Origin of the sequence: Streptomyces gilvus (assembly GCF_022513565.1) — a bacterium.
GTDB lineage: Bacteria > Actinomycetota > Actinomycetes > Streptomycetales > Streptomycetaceae > Streptomyces > Streptomyces gilvus.
This window is the reverse complement of sequence record NZ_JAKWBE010000004.1, coordinates 206,156-225,048: the sequence shown is the minus strand read 5'-3', so window position 1 is coordinate 225,048 and position 18,893 is coordinate 206,156. Positions and strand designations below refer to the sequence as shown.

At 72.5% G+C, this 18,893-nt stretch carries 20 protein-coding genes; 12 read left to right on the top strand and 8 right to left on the bottom strand.

Translation table 11 applies throughout. The features are described 5' to 3' along the window. Window positions 1-5 precede the first annotated feature (5 nt). The 8 genes from MKW14_RS09400 (at window position 6) to MKW14_RS09365 (ending at window position 6,171) form a co-directional block, all read left to right on the top strand. A complete protein-coding gene (locus MKW14_RS09400) occupies window positions 6-239 on the top strand; it encodes a hypothetical protein (protein WP_240861014.1) in 234 nt (77 codons plus the stop codon). A gap of 262 nt (window positions 240-501) precedes the next feature. Continuing rightward, window positions 502-1,197: a response regulator transcription factor gene (locus MKW14_RS09395; RefSeq protein ID WP_240861012.1), complete on the top strand. Its 696-nt coding sequence runs from the start codon at window positions 502-504 to the stop codon at window positions 1,195-1,197. Continuing rightward, entirely contained in the window at window positions 1,194-2,588 is a 1,395-nt protein-coding gene (locus MKW14_RS09390) for a sensor histidine kinase (RefSeq protein ID WP_240861009.1), read from the top strand. The genes MKW14_RS09395 and MKW14_RS09390 overlap by 4 nt, the downstream gene beginning before the upstream one ends. 80 nt (window positions 2,589-2,668) lie before the next feature. Continuing rightward, the gene (locus MKW14_RS09385; protein ID WP_240861007.1) at window positions 2,669-3,025 is read left to right on the top strand and encodes a hypothetical protein; all 357 of its coding nucleotides are present in this window, start codon (window positions 2,669-2,671) and stop codon (window positions 3,023-3,025) included. Next, a complete protein-coding gene (locus MKW14_RS09380; RefSeq protein ID WP_240861005.1) occupies window positions 3,022-3,966 on the top strand; it encodes an FAD:protein FMN transferase in 945 nt (314 codons plus the stop codon). Before MKW14_RS09385 ends, MKW14_RS09380 begins: the two co-directional genes overlap by 4 nt. Continuing rightward, window positions 3,963-4,649: a ferric reductase-like transmembrane domain-containing protein gene (locus tag MKW14_RS09375; protein WP_240861003.1), complete on the top strand. Its 687-nt coding sequence runs from the start codon at window positions 3,963-3,965 to the stop codon at window positions 4,647-4,649. The genes MKW14_RS09380 and MKW14_RS09375 overlap by 4 nt, the downstream gene beginning before the upstream one ends. After that, on the top strand, window positions 4,646-5,971 hold the full coding sequence (locus MKW14_RS09370) for an NADH-ubiquinone oxidoreductase-F iron-sulfur binding region domain-containing protein (RefSeq protein WP_240861001.1): 1,326 nt from the start codon (window positions 4,646-4,648) through the stop codon (window positions 5,969-5,971). Before MKW14_RS09375 ends, MKW14_RS09370 begins: the two co-directional genes overlap by 4 nt. Then, the gene (locus MKW14_RS09365) at window positions 5,968-6,171 is read left to right on the top strand and encodes a ferredoxin (RefSeq protein WP_240861000.1); all 204 of its coding nucleotides are present in this window, start codon (window positions 5,968-5,970) and stop codon (window positions 6,169-6,171) included. Before MKW14_RS09370 ends, MKW14_RS09365 begins: the two co-directional genes overlap by 4 nt. A gap of 4 nt (window positions 6,172-6,175) precedes the next feature. Here MKW14_RS09365 and MKW14_RS09360 read toward each other — a convergent pair whose 3' ends face one another. Next, window positions 6,176-6,847, bottom strand: coding sequence for a DUF4389 domain-containing protein (locus tag MKW14_RS09360; protein ID WP_240860998.1), 672 nt, complete (start codon window positions 6,845-6,847; stop codon window positions 6,176-6,178). Window positions 6,848-7,185: 338 nt separating this feature from the next. Next, entirely contained in the window at window positions 7,186-7,971 is a 786-nt protein-coding gene (locus MKW14_RS09355; protein WP_240860995.1) for an AraC family transcriptional regulator, read from the bottom strand. A gap of 70 nt (window positions 7,972-8,041) precedes the next feature. On the opposite strand from MKW14_RS09355, the gene MKW14_RS09350 reads away from it, so the two are divergent. Together MKW14_RS09350 and MKW14_RS09345 are read left to right on the top strand one after the other, a co-directional pair. After that, window positions 8,042-8,863, top strand: coding sequence for a phytanoyl-CoA dioxygenase family protein (locus tag MKW14_RS09350; RefSeq protein WP_240860993.1), 822 nt, complete (start codon window positions 8,042-8,044; stop codon window positions 8,861-8,863). Beyond that, window positions 8,860-9,132, top strand: a complete 273-nt coding sequence (locus MKW14_RS09345) for a hypothetical protein (RefSeq protein ID WP_240860991.1) — start codon at window positions 8,860-8,862, stop codon at window positions 9,130-9,132. The genes MKW14_RS09350 and MKW14_RS09345 overlap by 4 nt, the downstream gene beginning before the upstream one ends. Window positions 9,133-9,148: 16 nt before the next feature. On the opposite strand, the gene MKW14_RS09340 is transcribed toward MKW14_RS09345, so the two are convergent. From MKW14_RS09340 to MKW14_RS09315, 6 genes are all read right to left on the bottom strand, one after another. Next, the gene (locus MKW14_RS09340; RefSeq protein WP_240860990.1) at window positions 9,149-10,084 is read right to left on the bottom strand and encodes a universal stress protein; all 936 of its coding nucleotides are present in this window, start codon (window positions 10,082-10,084) and stop codon (window positions 9,149-9,151) included. Window positions 10,085-10,277: 193 nt separating this feature from the next. Continuing rightward, window positions 10,278-10,520, bottom strand: a complete 243-nt coding sequence (locus MKW14_RS09335) for a DUF397 domain-containing protein (protein ID WP_133048453.1) — start codon at window positions 10,518-10,520, stop codon at window positions 10,278-10,280. Window positions 10,521-10,614: 94 nt separating this feature from the next. Further along, the gene (locus MKW14_RS09330; RefSeq protein ID WP_240860988.1) at window positions 10,615-11,781 is read right to left on the bottom strand and encodes a thiolase family protein; all 1,167 of its coding nucleotides are present in this window, start codon (window positions 11,779-11,781) and stop codon (window positions 10,615-10,617) included. Then, entirely contained in the window at window positions 11,778-12,827 is a 1,050-nt protein-coding gene (locus tag MKW14_RS09325; RefSeq protein ID WP_240860986.1) for a thiolase family protein, read from the bottom strand. The genes MKW14_RS09330 and MKW14_RS09325 overlap by 4 nt, the downstream gene beginning before the upstream one ends. Next, window positions 12,824-13,765 (bottom strand): Zn-ribbon domain-containing OB-fold protein, encoded by a 942-nt coding sequence (locus MKW14_RS09320; RefSeq protein WP_240860983.1) that lies wholly within the window; start codon window positions 13,763-13,765, stop codon window positions 12,824-12,826. Before MKW14_RS09320 ends, MKW14_RS09325 begins: the two co-directional genes overlap by 4 nt. 22 nt (window positions 13,766-13,787) lie before the next feature. Beyond that, complete coding sequence (locus MKW14_RS09315; protein WP_240860980.1) at window positions 13,788-14,588, bottom strand: crotonase/enoyl-CoA hydratase family protein; 801 nt, start codon at window positions 14,586-14,588, stop codon at window positions 13,788-13,790. A 186-nt stretch (window positions 14,589-14,774) separates the two neighbouring features. Here MKW14_RS09315 and MKW14_RS09310 point away from each other — a divergent pair, with 186 nt between their 5' ends. Continuing rightward, on the top strand, window positions 14,775-16,385 hold the full coding sequence (locus tag MKW14_RS09310) for an acyl-CoA synthetase (protein ID WP_240860978.1): 1,611 nt from the start codon (window positions 14,775-14,777) through the stop codon (window positions 16,383-16,385). A gap of 725 nt (window positions 16,386-17,110) precedes the next feature. After that, window positions 17,111-18,865 carry an alkaline phosphatase family protein gene (locus MKW14_RS09300; RefSeq protein WP_374116549.1) on the top strand — a complete coding sequence of 585 codons (1,755 nt, stop codon included), beginning with the start codon at window positions 17,111-17,113 and terminating at the stop codon, window positions 18,863-18,865. Window positions 18,866-18,893: the final 28 nt, after the last annotated feature.

Sequence of the window (18,893 nt, the reverse complement as noted above, 5' to 3'; positions counted from 1 at the left end):
GTGCCATGGTCCTCGTCACTGCGACGCTTCAACTGCTCATCCTCGCGGGCATGTTGTACGACACCGCCCGACTACTGGCACCGGACGCGCGACACCCGTCCCGGCGGCGCCGCGAGCGGGCGGAACGGCGGCTCGTCCGGCGCCGGTTGAACGGCCGGATCGACGCCGTCACCTATCGGGCGCGGATGCATGCCCTCGCCGGCGACGAGGGCATGCCACGACCCGGGCGCCGCGCATAGACCAGGGCACACGCAAAACGTGCGGCGCAAGGGACTCAAGGGCCTCCATGTGAGGCCTCCCGTCCCTACGGACGCACGGTCCCCGGAGTGATCATCGAAGGAGGCGCAGGCACCGGCCACGGCACCCTCAGGGGCTCCCCCGTCCCCCGCCGTACCGGCGTCTGCGCGCCGAGAGGGACGAACGGCCCCTGCCGTGGCGATCGAGTCCACCCCACGCTGGAGGAGAGGCGAGCGAGCGGTCCCGATGGAGGCGGTTGCCGGCATGAACGCCGACGGCAATGGTGCGGACAGCGAGACGCGGGTGCTGGTCGTCGAGGACGACCGCGGCATCGCGGAGTCCCTGGTGCGCGGACTGCGGCAGGCCGGCTACACCGTCGACGGCGTCGGCACCGGCCGCGCCGCCCTGTCGTCGCCCACCCCCGACGTCGTGCTGCTGGATCTGGGGCTGCCCGACATCGACGGTGTGGAGGTCTGCCGGATGCTGCGTGCCCGGTCCGACGCCGCGATCATCGCGGTGACCGCGCGCGGGGAGGAGGCGGACCGGGTGGTGGCCCTGGACGAGGGGGCCGACGATTACCTGGTCAAACCGTTCGGGCTGGCCGAGCTGCTGGCCCGGATCCGGGCCGTGCTGCGCCGCAGGCGTCCGGCCGGCCCCGAGGTCGTACGCCACGGGCCGCTCGCGCTGGACCTGCGCACCCGGCAGGTCTCGGTGGACGGCCGCGCGATCGCCCTGACGCCGAAGGAGTTCGGCATCCTGGAGTGCCTGGCCGCCGACCCGGGACGGGTGGTGAGCCGTCAGCAGATCCTCGAGCGGGCCTGGGACGCGCACTGGTACGGCCCGACCAAGGTGCTGGACGTGCACATCGCTGCGCTGCGCAGAAAGCTCGGCGTGCCAGGGCTGGTCGAGACCGTTTACGGACACGGTTTCCGGCTCGGCGCTCCCGGGGAACCGCCATGACCCGCCGCATCGCCTGGACGCTGCTGATCCTGACCTCCGTGCTGCTGGTCCTCGCGGTCGTCCCCCTGGGGGTGCTGCTGACGGCCCGCGATCGGGTCGCCTTCCGGGACGACCAGCGGGCGTCCACGCGGGTGATCGCGGCGGCGGCCGAGGAGCATCTCTCCGACCACAAACCGGCGACCGCCATGCGCCGGGAGCTGGACGCCGCGGCCCGGGCGGGCGACTGCGCCGCCGTGTACGACTCCGCCGCGCGCCTGGTGGCCGCCACCCCGTGTACGGCGGCCCGGGGTGCGGAGGCCTCGGAGCTGGTCGCCCGGGTGCTGGGCGGGCACGAGCCGGAGCCGCCGGAGAACGAGGGACGGCTTCTGACGGCGGAACCGGTCGGCGAGGTGCGCCGGCCGGTCGGCGCGGTCGTCCTGGCCCGGTCCGCGGCATCGCTCGACTCCAGGATCACGGCCGTGTGGGGCTGGTCTGCGGCGATCGGCGCCGCCGGCCTGGGCGCGTCCGTGCTGCTGTCCGTCCACCTGGCGCGCTGGGTCGGCCGTCCCCTGTCGACGCTGGACGCAAGCGCGCGGCGGCTGGGCGAGGGCGCCCTCGACGAACGGGCCGACGTCGGCGGCGGTCCACCGGAAGTGCGGCGACTGGCCGCCACCTTCAACACCATGGCCGCCCGTACGGAGACGCTGGTGCACGGTCATCGGGCCGTGATCGCCGACGTCTCCCATCAGCTGCGGACCCCGCTGGCCGCCCTGCGGCTGCGGCTCGACGTCCTCGCCGCCGGGGCGCGGGGCGACACCGCCGAGGAACTGGCCGGAGCGCAGGAGGAGATCGCCCGGCTCTCGCGGCTGGTCGACGGACTGCTGGCGGTGGCCCGCGCCGAGCAGGCCACGCCTCGTCCGGGCGCCGTACGGGTCGAGGAGGCGCTGGCCGAGCGGGTCGCCGCCTGGTCGCCGGTGGCCGAGGAACGTGGTGTGCGTCTGACCCGCGCCCCGGGGCCCGCTCTCACCGCCGCGCTGGGCGCCGGTCACCTGGAGCAGATCCTGGACAATCTGATCGCGAACGCGGTGGACGCCCTGCCCGCGGGCGGGAGTGTGACGCTGGACCACGCCGCGGTGGGACCGTGGGTGCGGGTTCGGGTGCGGGACGACGGGCCGGGGATGCCGGCCGAGGCGAAGGCGGTCGCGTTCCGCCGGTTCGGCAATCCCGAGGCCCGGGGCACCGGGCTGGGGCTCGCCATCGTCCACCGGCTGGTCACCGCCAACGGCGGAACGGCGGCGCTGGAGGACACCCCGGGCGGCGGGCTGACCGTCGTACTGGAACTACCGCTGTGGTCCGAGCGGGGCGCGGGGCGGCCGGAGCCGAGATCTTTACCGGTTCTGAAGAAGACGTGAGCGAGTTCCCGGGAGCCCGCACCCGAGCCTGGAGGTGAACGCGGCCGCTCACGGCCGCCGATGCCCCAGGAGCCGCCGCCATGGTCTCCCCGCCCGACGACTTCCGTCAGAACCACGCACCCGGTTCGCCCCGAGCACGTGACCACGGTCTGCGCAGGATCAACCGGCTGACCCGATGGATCACCGTCGCCGCCGTGGCCGCGGCGGCGGCCCTCGGCGGCGTCTACACCCATCTGCTGCCGGGCCATTCCGCCGCCTCGGCGCCCACCACCTCGCCCGCGTCGCAGCCGCGGACGCCCTCCGCCACAACGAGCACACAGCACGGCGAGGGGGACGACGAAGGCGGCGACGACGGCGCCGCCCCTGCCCCGCAGCCTCCCGCCCAGCCGCCGGCCGCCACCCAGCAGCAGCCGCACACCACCACGGGGGCGTCATGAGCACGAGCGCCCCCGCACCCTCCCCCGCCCAGTTCTCCTTCCCCGCCCTCGGCACCACGGCCACCCTGCTCGTGACCGACCCGCGCGCCCTGTCCGCGGCCGAAGCGGTCCTGCGCCAGGAACTGGCCGACGTCGATGTCACGTGCAGCCGCTTCCGGCCCGACTCCGAACTCACCCGCGTCAACCTGGCCGCGGGCACCCCCACGACGGTCGGCGAACGCTTCGCCGAGGCCCTCGAAGCCGCCCTGCGCGCCGCCCGCCTCACCGACGGGGCGGTGGACCCGACCGCCGGGGACGCCGTGATCGCCCTCGGATACGACCGTACGTTCGTCTCCCTGCGCCCCGACGACGCCCGCCCGCTGCCGGTCGCCCGCCCCGCAACCGGCTGGCGGCGCATCGTCTGGAACTCCCGAACACGCCGCCTGCTCCTGCCCCCGCACACACGCCTGGACCTCGGTGCCACCGCCAAGGCCCTGACCTCCGACCGCGCCGCCCGACGCGCCGCCGCGGTCACCGGCTGCGGGGTCCTGGTCAACCTGGGCGGCGACCTCGCGACGGCCGGGCCCGCGCCCGAGGGCGGCTGGCGGGTCGCCCTGGCCGACGATCACGCCCGGCCCCGCGTCGACGGGCCCGCCGTCACGGTGAGCGGCGGCGCGCTGGCGACCTCCGGCATCCGTGTGCGCACCTGGCGGCGCGCCGGGCGCACCCTGCACCACATCGTGGACCCGGCCACCGGTGAACCGGCCGCCCCCGTCTGGCGCACCGCCACCGTCGCCGCCGCCGACTGCGTGGACGCCAACACCGCCGCCACCGCGGCGATCGTGCTGGGGGTACGTGCCCCCGACTGGCTGCGCGGCACCGGCCTCCCCGCCCGTCTGGTGCACCTCGACGGCACGGTCGTACGACTCGGCGGCTGGCCCCTCGACGGAGGTGCGCGATGACGGCCCTGACCCTGGCCGGCAGCCCCCTGTGGTACGCGAGCCGTGCGGGCGGCACCCTGGCGCTGGTCCTGCTCACGGCGACCGTGGTGCTCGGGATCGCCTCCGGCGGGCGCGCGGCGCCACGGAGCGTCGGCCGGTTCGAGATCGGTCTGCTGCACCGCAATCTGTCCCTGCTCACCCTGGTCTTCCTCGTCGTGCACGTGATCACCGCGGTGCTCGATCCGTTCGTGCACCTCGGCTGGGCCGTCACCGTGCTGCCGTTCGCCGCCTCCTACCGACCGCTCTGGCTGGGGCTCGGCACGGTCGCGCTCGATCTGCTGCTGGCCGTGCTCGTCACCAGCGCCGCGCGCCGTCGTCTGGGGGTGCGCCGCTGGAAGGCCGTGCACTGGCTGGCGTACGCGGCCTGGCCCTTCGCCCTCTTCCACGGCGCGGGAACGGGCACCGACACCCGTCTCTCACCCCAGCTGTGGCTGTACGCCGGGTGTCTGGCCGCCGTGATGGCGTCCGTGTGGTGGCGCCTGGCCAAGGCGGGGCCGGGGCGGGTCGTCGGACGGCTGGTGGCCGCGTTGACCGCGACCGCCGTCCCGCTGGTGCTCGGCGCGTTCCTCGCCACCGGCCCCCTGCAGCCCGGCTGGTCCCAGCGCGCCGCCGCCACGGCGATGCTTCTCGGAGGTGGCCGGTGACCTCCGCGACCATCACGGGCTTCCGTCTGCCGCCCGCGCCCGACGCGCCTCGGCTGCTGGCGGGCTGGTACGCGACCGGGCGTCCGGCCTCCCTCTCCGATCACCTCCGGCACTACGGCCCCTCGCCCGTCTCCCGGACCATCGGCACGCGCGCGGCGATGCCGCTGCCGGACGCCCTGGAGACGGCCGGGCTCACGGGACGCGGCGGAGCCGGCTTCCCCACGGCCCGCAAACTGCGGACGGTGGCCGACGGTCGCCGTCGCGCCGTGGTCGTCGTCAACGCGATGGAGAGCGAACCGGCCAGCCGCAAGGACGAGTTCCTGCTCGCCGTGGCTCCCCATCTCGTCCTCGGCGGCGCGGTACTGGCCGCGCTGGCCGTCGGCGCCGACACCGTCCATGTGTGCCTGCCCCGTACCCGCAGCGCGCAGTACCAGCAGCTGAGTGCGGCCCTGGCGGAGCGTCGCCGTGCGCGCGTCGACGCCGTACGACTGCGTCTGCACGGCCTTCCGCACACGTACGTCTCCAGCGAGTCGACGTCGTTGGTGCGCTGGCTCGACGGAGGGCCCGCCCGGCCCCGGGGCGGTCCGCCGCGCATCGAGGAACGCGGGATCGACCGGCGTCCCACCCTCCTGCACAACGCCGAGACGCTCGCGCATGTCGCCCTCGTCGCACGCTACGGACCGGCCTGGTTCCGGCAGGCCGGGACCACCGAGGAACCCGGCACGGCACTCCTGACCGTCTCCGGCGCCGTCGGTGTCCCCGGCGTCCTGGAGGTCCCGCTCGGCACCCCGCTCACCACGGTCCTCGACCTCGCCGGAGGACCGACAGAGCCTCTGCAGGCGGTTCTCACAGGCGGTTTCGCCGGAGCCTGGCTGGGGGCGGCCCGCCTGCACACGCCCCTCTCCCGACGGGACCTGGCTCCGCTCGGTGCCTCGCCCGGAGCCGGCGTGCTCGTCGCGCTCCCCCACTCCGCCTGCGGGCTCGCCGAGACGGCTCGGATCCTGGCCTACCTGGCCGCCCACAGCGCCCGCCAGTGCGGCCCCTGCCACTTCGGACTGCCCGCCGTCGCCGCGGACTTCGCAGCCCTGGCCGCCGGCCGGGCGGACCGCGTCCTCCTCGACCGACTGCGCCGTCGTACGGCCCTGCTGCCGGACCGGGGCGCCTGCCGTCACCCCGACGGTGCCGCTCGTCTCGCCGCCTCGGCCCTGGACGCCTTCGCCGACGACGTCACCCGGCACCTCGACGACGGCGCCTGCCCCGCCGCCCACCGGCCGCCCCGCCTGGCCGTACCGCCCGCCACACCACCGGAGACCTGGCGATGAACCGCACCCGGACCCTGCGCGTGGACCGCATCGCCTGCACCGGCGAGGGCCTGTGCGCCGAACTGCTCCCCGAACTCATCGGGCTCGACGAATGGGGCTACCCGATCGTCAGGGACCGCACGGTTCCCGAGCGCCTGCGCGGCCACGCCCGCCGGGCCGTCGCGGCATGCCCCCGCCTGGCCCTGCACACCGATGCCTGACCCGTCATGTCACGTCCTCGATCTCCATACCGCCCGGCTCCGTGCCGCCCAGGTCCAGGCGGAAGGGGGGATAGGCGTCCGTCATGAGGGCGACATAGGCGGCGACCCGCAGGATCCAGCGATTCAGGCCGAGGATGAAGTCGAACAGGCCCTTGGGGTACTTCTCGGTGAAGGTCAGGATCACCGCGGCGATCAGGGCCAGTACGGCGACGAGCCCGCCCTCCCACCAGCCGACGCGCCAGCCGCCGAGGAAGAACCCGATGACGATGTAGTGGGGGATGGCCAGCAGCCACCACTTCACCAGCACCAGTCCCCTGGAGAGCCGCTCGGGATAGGCGATCTCCAGCCGCGCCGGATAGCCGGGCTCCTCGCCCAGGCTGAACGGCGGATAGCGGTCGGTGCCCAGGGCGCCGTACGAGTAGTACCCGACCCGCCAGGACCAGCGCAGCACCCCCAGATTGAAGTCGAACAGAGCGCGCGGGTAGCGCTCGGTGAACAGGATGCTGAAGAACGCGATCACGCTGACGACGGTGAAGGCGATCCACAGGAAGAACAGCACCACGTAGTGCGGGATGATCAGGATCCACTTCACCAGCCACAGCCACCGCGACAGTGGCGCGTCGAGCACGGCGTCCACCCGGACCGGACGGTCGGGCACTCCGGCGAGCGTTGTCATGGCAATCAACTCCTTCGGCCCCGGCGCCGAAGTCGTGAGGGCCTCACTACCAGACTGAACCCCCTGCGCATCCCTGGCAGGAGGAGCCGTTCGGGCCGCCCTTGGGGCCCACCGGCCCCGAAGAGGCCGAGGGGGCCGAAGGCCGGGCCCTTCGGCCCTTCTGGTCGCGGTGCGCGCGGAGGTTGTATGGGGGTGGCGGAAAGGACCGGAACAGGCGCGAGAGACGAGCGGCCGACGCCGCGGCACCGCGCGATCAGGATCCGCGAGAAGCGGGTGGTCCTCTCCGCCGCTTTCTTGCCCGCTCGATCCGGCTTCTCGCCCGCTCGATCCGGCGGGCCTCAGCTCCCCGCGGTCGCCCGTACCGTGCGGGGTGAGGCGCCCAGTTCCCTGTGGCAGGTCTTGTTGAAGGCCTGCAGGTCGGGGATGCCGACCGTGGCCGCGATCGCGGGGATCGCGAGGGTCGAGGCGATCAGCAGGTGGCGGGCGCGCTCCATACGGCGGCGCCGGATGTAGGCGACGACCGTGTGGCCGGTGCCCTCGCGGAACAGTCGGGTCAGATGGGTGTGCGAGACCCCGGCGGCCCGCGCGATGTCCGGGATCGTCAGGGGGCCGGCCAGATGCTCCTCGATGTGGGCCATGGCGGTGCGCAGCGCGGGGTGCCGGACGCCCGGGCGGTGCTCGGCCGCGTCGGCCAGGGCCGTCGTACGCCACAGCACGGTCCACAGTTCCGCCGAGGCACGCGCCGGGGACTGGGGGCCGGCGGCGACCGTCTGCCGCAGCAGCCCGCTGAGCACGGCCGTCTCCGCGCCCGCGTCCTGCATCGCCGGCACCCGGCGCCGCTCGCCCTCGCCGGGGAGCCGGAAGTGGGCGTACAGGTGTTCGCAGCGGGGCGCGTCGTAGTGGAAGTGGACCTCCGTGTCGGGCGGTACGAGGCTGATGTGGCCGGGGCGGATGGGATGCCGGGTGCCGCCGAACTCCAGGACGCCCGAGTAGCCGTACAGATGCAGCTGCCACAGGCGCGGGAGGCGGAAGACCTCGTGCGGGCCCGCCGATCCGTGGACGCCGACGCCCGCGTTGACGACCTGCGGCGGCAGGTCGAGGGTCAGGTCCACATACTGAGGCATGGTGGAAATTTACCAGTGCTCGCCGATTACAGCCCACGACGGGCGGCCCGGAGCTTTCTACGGTTGACGTATGCCAACCACACGACAGCTGCTGAACTCCGCCCAGGTGGCCCGGTTCGTGGCCCACGGTTTCCTGCGCCTCGACGCGGTCGTGCCCCCGGAGATGAACGCCGAGGCCCTCGGCGTCTTCGACACCGGTCTGCCCTCCGTGCCGTACGGCTCCGAGGTGGCGAAGGCGTTCCCCGAGGGCTCCTTCGCCCGCCGGCTCGTCGAACTGCCCGCTGTCGCGGGCGCGTTGGAGAGCCTGGTGGGGCCGGACCCGACCGTCGACCACCACTTCGTGCACACCCGCGAGCCGCACCAGGGCAGCGCCCAGCCGCTGCACGCGGACGCCCTGATCGACCTGCGCACCGACGCGTTCGACGTGCAGCTCATGTACTACCCGCAGGAGGCCACCGCGGACATGGGCGGCACGCTCATCGTCCCGGGCAGCCATCTGCGCCGTACCAACGAGAGCGACACCGGCCGCTACCAGAACCTCCTCGGCCAGACCCGGCTGACCTGTCCGGCCGGCACGGTCGCCCTGCTGCACCACGGCATCTGGCACGGCGGCCGGCGCAACGACAGCGACACCGTCCGCCACATGTACAAGATCCGCTTCAACCCGACCGTGCCGCAGGTGCGGCTGTGGGACACGGCCGACCTGGACGACCCGGCCGTCTCCGAGGAACTGCGGCGGGTCTTTCCCTGGTACGAACCCGCCACCGGCCGCCTGGAGATCCACAACCGGGTCCGGCTGTGGCGCTCGCTGACCGGCGACCCCGGATTCGACATCGACCACTGGGCCACCCGGATCTCCAACCGGCCCGCCACGCGAAGGAGCACGGTGTGACCACCCGACAGCAGGTCCTCGTGCTGTACCTGGGCACCTCCACCCTCGACTCCGACGTCGTCGGCTGGGCCCGCTACGACGGCACGGGCGGCACCCGGCCCACGACGGGCGACAGCGACGAACCGCCGTACAAGACGGGTGTGGCCGCCCTGGAGGACGGCTGGCGGCTGTTCCAGGCGGCCCAGCTCGTCCCGCCGTATCCGGGGGCGGAGCACGAGACGTCGTTCCTCAAGCACGAGTTCTTCTTCGAGAGGCTCGTCGAGGTGTGACCACCGGGGAGGGCCGTCACTCCTCCGCCGGCGTCGGCGGCACGACCGCGATGGGGCTGACCGCGTGCAGCAGGACCGCGTGGGTGACCGAGCCCAGCATGCGGGCCGGGGCCAGCAGACGCCGGCGGTGGCGGCCGACCACGACCAGATCGGCGTCGCGGGAGGCGTCGACCAGCAGGCCCGCAGCGTCGCCCGCCATCGCGTACGCCTCGGCACGGACGTCGGGGTGGTTCTCGCGGTGCGGGGCGAGGAAGCCCTCGGCGAGGGTCCAGGTGTCGCGTTCGACGGCGTCCTGGTCGACCATCAGCGGCATGAGTTCCGAGGGGGCGGCCCAGGACTGCGCCGGCCAGGCGTAGGCGGCGATCACCTGCAGGGGGGCGTCGCGCAGCGCGGCCTCGGTGAAGGCGAAGTCCAGGGTGGCCTCGTCGGGGCTGTCGACCTGCAGCCCGACGACGACTCGGTGGCCGGGCTCGGCGGGCGCGTCGCCCTGCTCCCCCACGGCCCGAAAGGCGTGGGTGGTACCCCCGTCGCGGCCGGGCCGGGGGATCACCACCACGGGGCACTCGGCGTCCCGTGCGGCGGCCATGCCGTTGGAGCCCAGCAGAAGACTGGCGAAGCCGCCGCGGCCCCGGGAGCCGAGCACCAACAGCTGTGCGGTGGAGCCCAGTTCGGGCAGCAGTGCGGTGGGCGCGCCCTCCAGACCCACGTACTCGATGTCCGGCCGCTCGGGCATCGCCGCGACATGCCCGCGGACCTGGTCCAGCACCGAGTCGGCCTCCGGGTCCGGTGGCCCCGCGACCAGGACGTCGGGCTGTGCCCAGACGGCGTACTGCCGCACATGGACCACCCGCAGGGGCGCCCCGCGTCTGCGGGCGGTGTCGAGGGCCCAGTCCAGGGCGCGCAGGCTGTCGTCCGAACCGTCGACCGCCGCGATGACCGGCAGGGTGCTCATGGGTTCCTCACCTCCGGAGTACGACCGCCCCCCCGGGGCCAGCCTCGCGCAGGCGGCGGTCCCGGGGACGTGCTCACGGTCGCGTGTCCGGAAAAACCGGCGAAACGCACCTCCGACGGTTCACCCGGGCCCATCTCCAGAGGTTCGGGCTTCCGCGGTTCGGGTCCGTCTCGGCGGTCCGGGTCTCCGCGGTTCAGGTGAGGTCGAACTCGCCCTCCCTCGCCCCCGACACGAACGCACCCCACTCCGCCGGGGTGAAGATCAGGGAAGGGCTCTCCGGGCGGCCGCTGTTGCGCATCGCGATGAATCCCTCGACAAAGGCGATCTGGACATCCCCCAGGCCACGGCTGCTCGAGTGCCAGTCGGCGTTGCTGAGGTCCAGCTCCGGCTTGTCCCAGCCCGCGAACGGGTGCTGCTGGATGGTGCTCTCGGCCACGTCCGTGCTCCTCCCGATTTCGTCGTCCGCGGTCAGCCTAGCGATCGGGTCCGACCGCCGACAGGCCACATGAGGAGGACCTTTGGGGAACCTTTCAGGACTCGGGGGGTTCGGAGCCCACCAGCCACATCGAGAAGAACTGCGATCCGCCGCCGTACGCGTGCCCGAGCACCCGCCTGGCCCCGTCCACCTGGTGTTCTCCGGCCTGCCCGCGCGCCTGGAGCGCCGCCTCGGCGAAGCGGATCATGCCCGACGCCCCGATCGGATTGGTCGACAGGACCCCGCCCGACATGTTGACCGGAAGATCGCCGTCCAGCTCGGTGACCCCGGACTCGGTGAGCTTCCACCCCTCGCCCTCGTCGGCGAAACCGAGGTTCTCCAGCCACATCGGCTCGTACCAGGAGAACGGCACGTACATCTCGACCGCGTCGATGTCCCGGCGCGGGTCGGCGACGCCGGCCTGCCGGTAGACGTCGGCGGCACAGTCCTTGCCGGCCTGGGGCGAGACGAAGTCCTTGCCGGCGAAGAGGGTCGGTTCGCTGCGCATGGCCCCGCCCAGCATCCAGGCGGGCGGCCGGGGCGCCCGCGCGGCCCCCGCCCGGTCGGTCAGCACCATCGCGCAGGCGCCGTCGGAGGACGGACAGGTCTCCGAGTACCGGATCGGGTCCCACAGCATGGGCGAGGCCTGGACCTTCTCCAGGGTGATGTCGTGCTCGTGCAGATGGGCGTAGGGGTTCTTCAGCGCGTTGCGCCGGTCCTTGTACGCCACCAGGGAGCCGACGGTGTCGGGGGCGCCGCTGCGCCGCATGTACGCGCGCACGTGCGGGGCGAAGAAGCCGCCCGCCCCGGCCAGCAGCGGCTGCTGGAAGGGGATCGGCAGGGACAGGCCCCACATGGCGTTCGACTCGGACTGCTTTTCGAAGGCGAGCGTCAGCACCGTGCCGTGGACGCGGGCCGCGACCAGGTTGGCGGCGACGAGGGCGGTCGATCCGCCGACGCTGCCCGCGGTGTGCACCCGCAGCATGGGTTTGCCGACCGCGCCGAGGGCGTCGGCGAGGTACAGCTCGGGCATCATGACGCCCTCGAAGAAGTCGGGCGCCTTGCCGATGACGACGGCGTCGACGTCGGCCCAGGTCAGCTCGGCGTCCTCGAGCGCCCGCCCGGCGGCCTCGCGGACGAGCCCCGCGATCGACACGTCCCGGCGCGCCGCCACGTGCTTGGTCTGGCCGATCCCTACGACGGCCACGGGCTCCTTGCTCATCGCGGATCCCCTTCGAGTACGGCGACCAGGTTCTGTTGCAGACAGGGGCCGGAAGTGGCGTGGGCCAGCGCCCGGTCGGACTCGCCCCGGTGGATGCCGGCAGCGGCCTCACCGATGCGGATCAGTCCGGCGGCCATCATCGGGTTGGCCGCGAGGGCGCCCCCGGACGGGTTGACGCGCACGCTGTCGTCGAGCCGCAGCGCCTTGCGCAGCACGACCTCCTGCGAGGTGAACGGGGCGTGCAACTCGGCTGTGTCGACGGGCCGTTCGAAGGCGCCCGCCTTCTCGGCGGCCAGCCGCGCGGACGGCGAGTCGGTCAGGTCGCGCACGCCCAGGCTGTGCGCCTCGATGCGGTGGTCGATGCCCCGGATCCACGCGGGCCGCTCGCACAGTTCCCGGGCCCGCTCCCCCGCCGCGAGGACGACGGCGGCGGCGCCGTCGCCGATCGGCGGGCAGTCGCCGGTGCGCAGGGGCCGTACGAGATAGTCCCCCTGGGGCACCGAACCCCGCAGCTGCGCGTGGGAGTTGGCGGCGGCTTCCTGTCGGCTGCGGGAGGCGACGGCCGCGAGGGCCGGCTCGTCGGTGTCGCCCGCGTCGATGAGGGCCCGCGCCTGCAGGGCGGCCAGGGCGACCGAGTCCGGCCACAGGGGGGCCACGTAGTACGGGTCCAGCTGCCGGGTCAGGACGTCACGGACGGAGCCGGGCGAGGACTTGCCGTACGAGTAGACGAGCGCGGTGTCGGCGTCGCCCGTCAGCAGCTTGGTCCACGCCTCGTACAGCGCCCAGGCGCCGTCCATCTCGACGTGCGACTCGGAGATCGGCGGCCAGGCGCCGACCCCGTCTAGGGCGAGGGTGAAGGAGAAGGCGCGGCCGGCGAGGTAGTCGCTGGAGCCGGAGCAGGTGAAGCCGATGTCGGCGGTCTTCAGGCCGGTCGCGTCCAGGACCTCGTGCAGCACGGGCATGAGCATCTCCACCTCGGAGAGCTCGTCGGTGGTGCGCCGGTGGTCGGTCTGGGCGAAGGCGACGACCGCGATGTCCCGGGTCACAGCAGCTCCTTGTAGGTGTCGTACTCCGCGTCGGGCTCGCCGGTGGGCCGGTAGTGGTCGGGGTAGCGGGCGCCCTCCGTCCACACCGCCTCGACGCGCAGTCCCATGCGCACCTGGTCGTAGGGGATGCCGCCGATACGGCCGTGCAGGGCGAGGTCGGCGCCGTCGAGGGCGATGTGGGCGTAGACGTAGGGCACTTCGATGGCGAGGTTCTTGGCCTTGATGTTGACGATGCAGAACGTGGTGACCGTGCCGCGGGGACCCACCTCGACGTGCTCGGCGGTGGCGACGCCGCAGGTGGGGCAGGCGCCCCTCGGCGGCACGTACACCTTGCGGCAGGAGGGGCAGCGCTCACCGACCGTGCGCCGCTCGGAGAGAGCGTGGATGTACTCGGACTGCGCGCGCCCCGGGGAGTAGGTGTAGTCGAGGCGGGCGAAGGCGACGATGCCGCTGATCGCGTCCGCGAACTCGCCGCTGTGGCCGGTCGGTTGATCCGGCTCGCCCTCGTACGGCTCGAAGCAGGCGATGTCGGTGATGGCACCGGAGCGCTCCTCGGCCCAGCGGACGCGGACCCGCATCCCCGTGTGCACGGCGTCGGGGCCGGGGGCGTCGAGGGCGTGCAGGAGAGCGGTGTCGGCGCCGTCGAGGCGGACCAGGACCCAGGCGAAGGGCGTGTCGAGGGGCTGGCCGCGACGGGGTTCGTGGTTCCAGGCCCAGGTGGTGACGGTGCCGGTGGGGGCGACCTCGACGAGATCGCGGATCTCCTCGGCGGTGACCGGGTCGTACTCGACGGGCGGGACGAGGGTGCGGCCGCCCTTCGTCCTCACCCCCAGCACGACACGCTCCCGCAGACCGGTCAGGAAGGCGCTCTGCACCGGGCCGAGGGAGCGGGTGAAGGGGAACTCGACGGCGAGGGGGGCTTTGAGGACTTCGGGCATGCCCGGTCTCCTTCGGTGGGGGTCAGGCGCGTTTGTAGACGGGCTGCCGCTTCTCCGCGAAGGCGCGGGCGCCTTCCTTGGCGTCGGCCGTGTCGAAGATCGGCCAGCCGCGCTTGAGTTCGGAGGCCAGGCCGTCGGTCTCCGTCATCTCGGCCGTCTCGTAGACGGAGGCCTTGATCGCCTCGACCGCCAACGGCCCGCAGGCGTTGACCTGTTCGGCGATCTCCAGCGCTCTGCCGAGCGCGGTGCCGTCCGGTACGACATGGCCGATCAGCCCGATGTCGGCGGCCTCGCGGGCGGTGTAGGGGCGGCCGGTGAGCAGCATCTCCAGGGCGTGGGTGCGCGGGATCTGCCGCTGCAGCCGGACGGTGGACCCGCCGATCGGGAACAGGCCGCGTTTGACCTCGTAGAGCCCGAAGGTCGCCGACTCGCCCGCGACCCGGATGTCGGTGCCCTGGAGGATCTCGGTGCCGCCCGCCACGCAGTACCCCTCGACGGCGGCGATCACCGGTTTGCGGGGGCGGTGATGGCGCAGCAGTGCCTTCCAGTGCAGGTCCGGGTCGGCCTTGAGGCGGTCCCGGTAGTGCTCGCCGTCCTGGCCCCGGCCCGCGAGGGCCTTGAGGTCCATGCCGGCGCAGAACGAGCCGCCGGCGCCGGTGAGCACGATCGAGCGCACCGCCTCGTCCTCGTCGCCCTCCACCCAGCCGTCGTACAGCCCGACCAGCATCGGCAGCGAGAGCGCGTTCTTGGCTTCGGGCCTGTTGAGCGTGAGCACCAGTGTGGCGCCTTCGCGCCGCACGGTGAGGTGTTCCGTCCCACCCATGGCCAACTCCCCTCTCCTGGAACGAGAACAGGTTGCAGTAGCCGGGGAGGCACTTCAAGGGTTTTCTGACAGTCAGTCAGATTTCTTCGCGCGAACCCTTCACAGTTGCCGCGCCCTTTGCTCTGATGACCGGCGAACCGACGGATGCGCCTTTCTCCGTCATGGCTGCCGGGGTCAGGAGGAGCGGTGGAGTACAACCTTGCGGACCTGTTCGAGTCGGTCGTCGACGCGGTGCCGGACCGCGAGGCCCTGGTGTACATCGACCACCCCGGCACGGGCGCGGAGCGCCGGCTGACGTACGCGGAGCTGGACGCGGCGGCGAACAGGATCGGCCACCATCTGATCGACGCGGGGATCCGGCCGGGCGAGCATCTGGGCCTGCACCTCTACAACGGGGTCGAGTACCTGCAGACGGTGCTGGGCTGCCTCAAGGCCCGGGTCGTGCCGGTCAACGTCAACTACCGCTATGTCGAAGAGGAATTGGTGTACCTCTACCGGGACGCCGACCTCGTCGCCCTCGTCTTCGACGCGGAGTTCGGCGACCGGGTGGCGGCCGCGCTGCCGCAGTGCCCGAAGCTGCGGCATCTCGTCCGGGTCGGGGACGCGCCCGACACGGCCTCCGTGCTGTCCTTCTCCGAGGCGGAGGCGGGGAGTTCGGCCGAGCGCGGTTTTCCGGCGCGGTCGGGGGACGACCAGTTCATCATCTACACGGGCGGCACGACCGGCATGCCCAAGGGGGTGATGTGGCGTCAGGAGGACCTGTTCTTCTCGGGACTGGGCGGGGGCGCGCCGACCGGTGAACCGGTGAAGAAGCCGGAGGAGCTGGCGGAGCGGGTGGCCGCCGGGGGCAGCGGGATCACGTTCTTCCCCACTCCCCCGCTGATGCACGGCACCTCCACGCTCACCTCCTTCATCGGCTTCAACTTCGGCCAACGGGTCGTGATCCACCGCAAGTTCGTGCCCGAGGAGGTGCTGCGGACCGTCGAGAAGGAGAAGGTCACCAGCATGTCCCTGGTCGGCGACGCGATGCTGCGGCCGCTGATCGACGCGCTGAAGGGGCCGATGAAGGGCACGGACTGCTCCTCGGTGTTCAGCGTCTCCTCGTCCGGCGCGGTCATGTCGGAGACGGTACGGAGGCAGTTCCAGGAGCTGCTGCCGGGCGCCATGCTGCTCAACAACTACGGCTCCTCCGAGTCCGGCTTCAACGGCACGGCGACGGCGGACTCCGGGGCCGGGCAGAGCTTCCGCATCCGTGTCAACGCCCGTACGCAGGTCGTCGATCCGGCCACGCACGAGGCGGTCGCGGTGGGTGAGGTGGGCCGGGTCGCCCAGTGCGGCCATGTGCCGCTCGGCTACTACAACGACCCCCGGAAGACCGCCGAGACCTTCTTCGAGAAGGACGGCCGGCGCTGGGTGCTGCTCGGCGACATGGCCACGGTGGACGAGGAGGGCGTGGTCACCGTCCTGGGCCGTGGCTCGCAGTGCATCAACACCGGGGGCGAGAAGGTGTACCCGGAGGAGGTCGAACAGGCGCTTAAGTCCCACCCGGACGTGTACGACGCGCTGGTGGCCGGTGTGCCGGACCCGCAGTGGGGCAACCATGTGGCGGCGGTGGTCCAGCTGCGCGAGGGCGCCTCGCGGCCGTCCCTGGAGGACATCCAGTCCCACTGCCGCACCCACCTCGCCGGCTACAAGATCCCCCGCCAGCTGGTGATCACGGAGACGATACGCCGCTCACCGAGCGGCAAGGCGGACTACCGGTGGGCCAAGGAGGTTGCCGTGGCGGCGGATCGGTAGGGGGCGGGGGCAGCGCAGCGCGCGGTGAGGGGTGGATGGGAAGGTGCGGGAGCGGGCGGCGCGCGGTGGCCGGATCGCGGGGAGGACGCGGGGGCAGGGCGGCGAGGTCTTCGGGGGCGGGCGTAGTCTTTGCGCGCGGTTGACCCGGGCGTTTGAACGCGGGGTTACGTGGGGCCGTACGCGAGGTTGGTGGCCCTGGTCTGCAGGTCCGGTCCGCCGTGTCATCACCGCGCTCCGCATGGAAGGACCCTCGGGTGTCGCACCTCACGCCCCCTCGCCAACTGCCGACTGCCGATCCCACGGCACCGGACCCGGCGGAGGAGGCCTCGACCGCCCCGACGGCGACCGACCCGGAACCGGGCGCCGTAGCCGACCTACGGCCGAGGGACGAGCGGGTGCCCGACACGACGGACGAAGCACCCACGCCGACAGCAGACGATGAGGCGGAGGCCGAGGACGTCGAACCGGGGTCGGATTCCACGGCGGCGGATATTGCCGGAGAGGCAGAGCACGTAAAGACGCCGTCCCGCGAGGCCGACGTCCCGCAGGCGAGTTCCGCCGGCGACGAACCCGCCGCCGCCCGCACAGCCGAGAAGTCCACCGGCGCCACACCCGCCGAGCCGGACGTCGCGACGGCCGATGACCTCGCCACCGGGACGACCGCCGCATCGGCCGCCGTGACCGCCGATGAACCCCACGCCGAACCCGGCGACGGACCCGTCTCCGTGGCTCCGGATCAAGTCGCCACCGCGGCCGACGACGAACCTGGCACCGAGACGACGGACGCCCCCGCCCCGGACGTCGCCGCCTCCTCTCCCGGCACCCGTCCCGGCTGGTTCGGGTGGCGGCGGCGGTTCCCCCGGGCCGCGGCTGTCGTGCGGGTGGGCACGACCGTGTTGGCCGGGGTGTTCGTGGTCGTCGCGGATCTCGTGCCGGACAGGCTCGACCGGATCACCCTCCAGTCGGTCCTCCGCCTCCCCGTCGAGCCGATCCTCCTCGCGATCGTGCTGCTCGCCCTGCCCGCGAAGGCACGGCGCGTCGGGGCCGTCGTAGCGGGCGCGTTCCTCGGTCTGACCACCGTGCTGAAGTTCATCGACATGGGCTTCTACCAGACCCTCGCCCGGCCCTTCGACCTGGTCTTCGACTGGACCCTGCTCAGCGACGGCGCGGACTGGGTGAAGGACTCCTTCGGCCGCTCCGGCGAGGTGCTCGCGATCATCGGCGTGATCGTCCTGTTCATCGCCGTGCTCGTGCTGAGCGCGCTCGCGGTGCTGCGGCTGTCGGAAACGATGGGCCGGCACCGCTCCAGGGCCGTCGGCACCACGCTCGTCCTCGGCACCGTGTGGATCACCTGTTTCACCTTGAGCGTGGAGTTCGGCAGTGTCCCCTTCGCCACCAAGGGCTACGCCCAGTTCCTCACCAACCGTGTGCAGTGGGTCCGGACGGGACTGGGAGACGCCAAGGTCTTCGAGAAGCAGCTCCATGTCGACAAGTACGCCAACACGCCGTCCGACCAGCTGCTGACCGGGCTGCGGGGCAAGGACGTGATGTTCACCTTCATCGAGAGCTACGGGCGGGTTGCCATCGACGATCCGGCGATGGCACCGGAGATCGACGCGACCCTCAAGCAGGGCGACGCCAGGCTCAAGGCCGCCGGCTTCGCCTCCCGCAGCGGCTGGCTGCGGTCGCCGGTCACGGGCGCCGGCAGCTGGCTCGCGCACTCGACGTTCCTGTCCGGGCTGTGGATCAAGAACCAGGAGCGGTACCGGACGCTGACCACCAGCGACCGCGCGACCCTGACCCGCTACTTCCAGAAGACCGGCGCCTGGCGCACGGTGGGCATCGTGCCGGGTGTGCGCAAGTCCTGGCCGGAGGGCAAGTACTTCGGCCTCGACCACATCTACGACTCCACGCACCTCGGCTACCAGGGGCCGTACTTCAGCTGGACGCCGGTGCCGGACCAGTTCAGCCTGGAGGCGTTCCAGAAGCTGGAGCACGGCAAGAAGAACCGCGACCCGATCATGGCGGAGATCATCCTGGCCTCCAGCCACAACCCCTGGTCGCCCATCGCCCACATGATCGACTGGAAGGACCTCGGGGACGGCAAGATCTTCTACAAGATCAAGAAGGAGGGCACGAACCCCACGGAGGTCTGGAAGAGCGCGTCGCGCGTGCGGACCGAGTACCGGAAGGCGATCCAGTACTCCCTGGACAGCCTGACCGAGTGGATGCAGCGCTACGGCGACGACAACACGGTCCTCGTCTTCCTCGGCGACCACCAGCCCGTCCCGACGGTCACCCGGGGCACCGCCAACAGGGACGTCCCGGTCACCATCGTCGCCCGCGACCCCAAGGTGCTCGACCGCGTCGCGAACTGGGGCTGGACGGACGGCCTCAAGCCCGCGCCCAACGCCCCCGAGTGGACCATGGACAAGTTCCGCGACCGCTTCATGACGGCATACGGCCCGAACGGCGGGTGACGCACCACGACGGCATCGTCTGCGAGGA